This window comes from Nonomuraea sp. NPDC049400, assembly GCF_044466425.1.
In the GTDB taxonomy this organism is placed as follows: Bacteria; Actinomycetota; Actinomycetes; order Streptosporangiales; family Streptosporangiaceae; genus Nonomuraea.
The window spans coordinates 1-4,084 of the sequence record NZ_JBITMP010000131.1; the positions used below are offsets into that span (position 1 = coordinate 1).

Sequence of the window (4,084 nt, forward strand, 5' to 3'; positions counted from 1 at the left end):
ACGCCGTCGTCGGCCGTGTCGAGCACCTGGCGTTCGATGTCGGGCCGGTATCCCACGAGGGGGATCGGGTTGGCAGGGGTCCGTTCGTCGGCGGTCGTCGTGGCTCCTCGAAGGCCTGTCGGCCACCGAACGCGATCAGCTCACCGCCCTGCTGCGCCGCCTGCTCATCACCCTTGGAGACACTGGACGGCCATCAACCGACACCTGAGACCAGCAGCCCGTGACACCGCTGGGCTCTCCACTCGACGGGTAGCCTCGGTGCATTGCTGCACCGAGGCCCCCTCAGAACCGTGCGTGCCACTCCTCGCGGCACACGGCCCCGAAGGGCGATTCAGGTGCGCTGTGCCGGGCCCCTGCGATGCCGGGCGAGATAGCTCCGGTTGCAGGAGGCGTGAACGAGGCGGGTCTGGTCACCGTCCGGTGAGCCGGGCCGCCCGTGGTGCACGAGATAGTCGGCTGCTATCGCGCGCCGAGCGACGTGCTGCCACCATCGGGTCCATTGATCGAGGGACTTGGGTGGCTGGCCGGCGGTCAGCAGGTGGTCTCCGCAGAGCGGACAGCGCGCGTCCTGCCCGGTGCGCGTATACCGATCCAGCGGAGGTTCGACCCGCGTGCGCCGCCGGGCCCAGTACTCGGCCAGTGTGGGGTCATCGGGGATGCCCTGCCCAGGACCAGGGTGTGCCGGACGATGTTGGTCCAGGCGAACTTGGGCAGGTAGGCACTCGTGTCCGGGTCGCCGAACACCCACCGGTCGTTCCTGAACTTGTCGAACTTGCCGAAGTGCCGGTTGACGATCCAGCGCGCCGGCTTGTTCGGGTGGTTGTAGACGGCCCTTGAAAGTGAATCGCAGCGGCGTGGACGCTGTTCCGCCTCTACAAGGCCCGGTACGCGGTCTCTCCACAAGGACCACGCCGCACTGTGATCTTCGCTCGACCAGGCTCCGATCGTGTAGAGAGATGCGACCCTGAGCACGATAGGGCGAATCGAGAGAATGTCGGTCGCAACGACTACGCCAGACACCGCTTCGTGTACCCCATCGACGGCACCGTTGTCACTGGCAGCCAAGATAACCGGTGTAGCGCTCACTTTGACTGCTTTGAACATGTTGCATTTCGTCGGCGCTGCCGGGAGCATGGCATGCCCCTGGCAGCCTGCCTTCGATCAGCTGACCGATCCCTTTTCGGTCAGGGATGGAGCAGTTCACGTTCACTCGCACGGGCGATCTCGTCCCGGCAAGTCTTGTGGCCGGGCGAGCGGCTGCGAAAAGAGTGTCCTTTGTTGGACGTTGTTCTCCTGGAAAACGTCACGTAAATTCCGGCTATGCGTCGTCGATAGCAAGGGAGAAATCGTGCCCGAACTCGTGGCACCCCAGCTCGTCGTCAACAGCCGGATGATCTACTTCGGGTGGGTGCCGGCCGACCCCGATGCCGTCGCGGCGCTGGTGCCCGACGGTTTGAAGCCGATGGCCAACCGGCAGGTCTTCATGAACCAGTACGTCGTCGACCGGCCCGAGCAGACCTCCGGGTTCGGCGCGTACTCGCTGACGTATATCGGGCCCGACCTGGAGGATGCCTACGCGCCCGACGGCGTGACCCCCGGCCGCTGGTGGACACACTATTTCAACTCGAGTGCGGTGGTACGCGAGTACGCGGCCGCACGGGGAGTGCCGGCCACTCCCGGCCGTACCACGATCGAGGTCCAGGGGAAGACACTGGTCGCGACGACCGAGTCCGACGGAGTGCCGGTGATCCGGACGACCGCACGGGTCGGGCACACCGGTACGGCGGTCAACCGCGGGCAACTGCGGTACATCACCGAGGTCGACGGGCAGAGGATCAGCGGGCTCTATCCGTTCGTGGCGGAGCCGGTCGATCCGTTCGAGGTCGTCTCGCTGGAGTTCCTGGAGCCGAGCCACTCCGTCTACGCGCTGCGACCCGCTGACCCCCTGCAGATCGTGTGGGGGTTCTACTCGCCCAGGTCTTCCTTCACCTACCCGGGCGGCGAGTCGGTGATGGACTGATCAGGCTCCCGACAGAGTTCTGAGTCGTTGCCCCTTAGGGAGAGGGCGAGGGGCAACGACCAGGCTGACCGAAAGGTCGCGACGGTCTGTTCGGGGCTCGTCGATTCGGTCGTGGTACGGGCGATCGCTATTCCGCTGCTGGTCACCAACTGACAGCGGCCTTCCATCGCCGGCGCCGTGGACGAACGGCTCTCGTGGCGGTCGTCGCCGGCGTTGTCCGCCAGGAGCCGTGCCCGGGCGAGGAGCTGTCCGGCCAGGGCCAGCAGCGGGGGCGTCATCAGGTAGCAGGCCACGCACAGGCCGTACACCAGGTAGACGAGCTGACCGGCGGTCAGCTCCTGCGCATGAACGAACGGGACCCAAAGAGCGCTGAACTCAGGCGTGTAGAAGCACAGTGGCGCTTCGAAAAAGTGGCCGTTCGGCTCCAGGCAGACGTCGCGGGCGGGGGCGTCGCCGAAGACGGCTCCGTTCAATCCGACCCACAGGGAAAGCCCGAGTGCCAGGACTGTGATCGTGTTCGCCAGGATCGACGGATCCTGGCGGTGCAGGCGGACGGCGAGTGCCAGGCATGCGGGCAAGGAGGCGAAGAGCAGGTAGCGGGGCCCGTAGAAGGTCGACCCGCTCCACGACCAGTAGGTGGAGTAGAGCAAGACCAAGCCCACCACGAACGCGATCCACATCCTGTAGAGCGCCGTCAGGTGCACGCCCGTGCCGCCGGGAAGTTCGGCGATCCTCCGGCGTACGGGCAGGAACAGGCCGGGGGCGAAGAACAGCAGTCCCTTGCCGAACGACAGCAACAGCGACAGGAGCCCGAAGAAGATCGGATAACTGAGTCCGGGCTGACCGGAAAACGGCATGATCGTTTTCGGCCCTCTGTCGTCTCCGTATCCGGTCTCGAAGGGGTTGCCTCTCCTGATCCAGGCTTCGAGCAGGACGACCGCCACCGCCGCGACGACAGCCAGCCCCAATCGCAGTCGCCGCGTGACGCAGATGCGTTCGACGGTCAGCAGCATCATGGCGGGCAGGGTGGCGGGGGAGTTGGCGACACCGAGCACGATCGCCGTCCATCCGCGGCGTTTGGCGACCAGAAAGACGGCGCCGATGCCGACCATGACCGCCGTGAACACTTCTCCCCAGTAGAAGAGCAAATGATGGGAGAACATCGAGGCGAAGGTCAGCAGCAGGAGGAAGCGGCGTAGCAGGCGGCGCGGCACGTGGTTGCGGAGCATCCGGTAGAAGACGAACAACCCTGTGGCGAAAACCAGCGCGTTGTACTTCTCACACCACCATTCGGGCGACTGATACAGCCGGCCCAACTCCCAGAGCGGGGTGGAGAACAAGGGGCCGATCAGCGAATACTTCTCCTCGCTCAGGTGCCCCTCGAGCAGCAGCCTCCAGAGGTACAGGTAGCGGAACCCGCCGTCGCCCCAGAGCAGATCATGGGGCAGCAGGAAGGTGATTCCGGCAAGGCCGCCGACGATCATGCCGATCTCGAGCCGCGCGATCGCGCGGGATTCAGGCCTGTCCGAATCGGCAGAGTGAACTGTTGTCTTCGACATGCCTGGCTCCCTCCATTCCCGTCACCAGCGTGGCCATACGGGGGGTGGGGTCGCTGGTCATGAATCGAGGATGAATGGCCGAAGCCAGCCACTTGCTGCCCGCTGCGCAAAGTGTCGGCCAGCGCTTCGCCTGAACGGTAATAAGGATCTTGGGCAGGGGCCTGCCCTTCAAGTCTCACTGTGGGCCTGCTTGAGCCCGCCCCGAGCGGGCCTCGCCTCAGTGAGCCCTATCAGGGCGGGTGTCGGAGGTGCTGGGATCATTCAGGCCATGACAGCTGATTGGAACGGCATGGAGGTCGTCTTCCAGCGGGTCGGCGTCGACCGTATGGACGAGGTCCTGAGCGTGCTCGATGAGGCGGCGGGATGGCTCAACGCACGCGGGACGCTATGAGCTGGCCCTCCGGCGCACGCCCTAGGTAGCTGGTGTAAAGCGGTCGATCCCGGCCGGTTGCATCTCGATCGCGATCTGCTGAGCCGGGCCTGTGATCGAGCTTGGTGGCCCGAT

Annotated in this window: 4 protein-coding genes; 2 read left to right on the forward strand and 2 right to left on the reverse strand. The window is 65.4% G+C overall.

Features of this window, described 5'->3' with window-relative positions:
- Nucleotides 1-531 precede the first annotated feature (531 nt).
- Entirely contained in the window at nucleotides 532-1,104 is a 573-nt protein-coding gene (locus tag ACIBVN_RS60590; protein WP_397151953.1) for a hypothetical protein, read from the reverse strand.
- Nucleotides 1,105-1,348: 244 nt separating this feature from the next.
- Here ACIBVN_RS60590 and ACIBVN_RS60595 point away from each other — a divergent pair, with 244 nt between their 5' ends.
- Nucleotides 1,349-2,020, forward strand: a complete 672-nt coding sequence (locus tag ACIBVN_RS60595; protein ID WP_397151955.1) for a hypothetical protein — start codon at nucleotides 1,349-1,351, stop codon at nucleotides 2,018-2,020.
- On the opposite strand, the gene ACIBVN_RS60600 is transcribed toward ACIBVN_RS60595, so the two are convergent.
- Complete coding sequence (locus ACIBVN_RS60600; RefSeq protein ID WP_397151957.1) at nucleotides 1,990-3,579, reverse strand: hypothetical protein; 1,590 nt, start codon at nucleotides 3,577-3,579, stop codon at nucleotides 1,990-1,992. The genes ACIBVN_RS60595 and ACIBVN_RS60600 overlap by 31 nt on opposite strands.
- Nucleotides 3,580-3,847: 268 nt before the next feature.
- Between ACIBVN_RS60600 and ACIBVN_RS60605 the strand changes: the two genes are divergently transcribed.
- Entirely contained in the window at nucleotides 3,848-3,970 is a 123-nt protein-coding gene (locus ACIBVN_RS60605) for a hypothetical protein (protein WP_397151959.1), read from the forward strand.
- The last annotated feature ends 114 nt before the right edge of the window (nucleotides 3,971-4,084 follow it).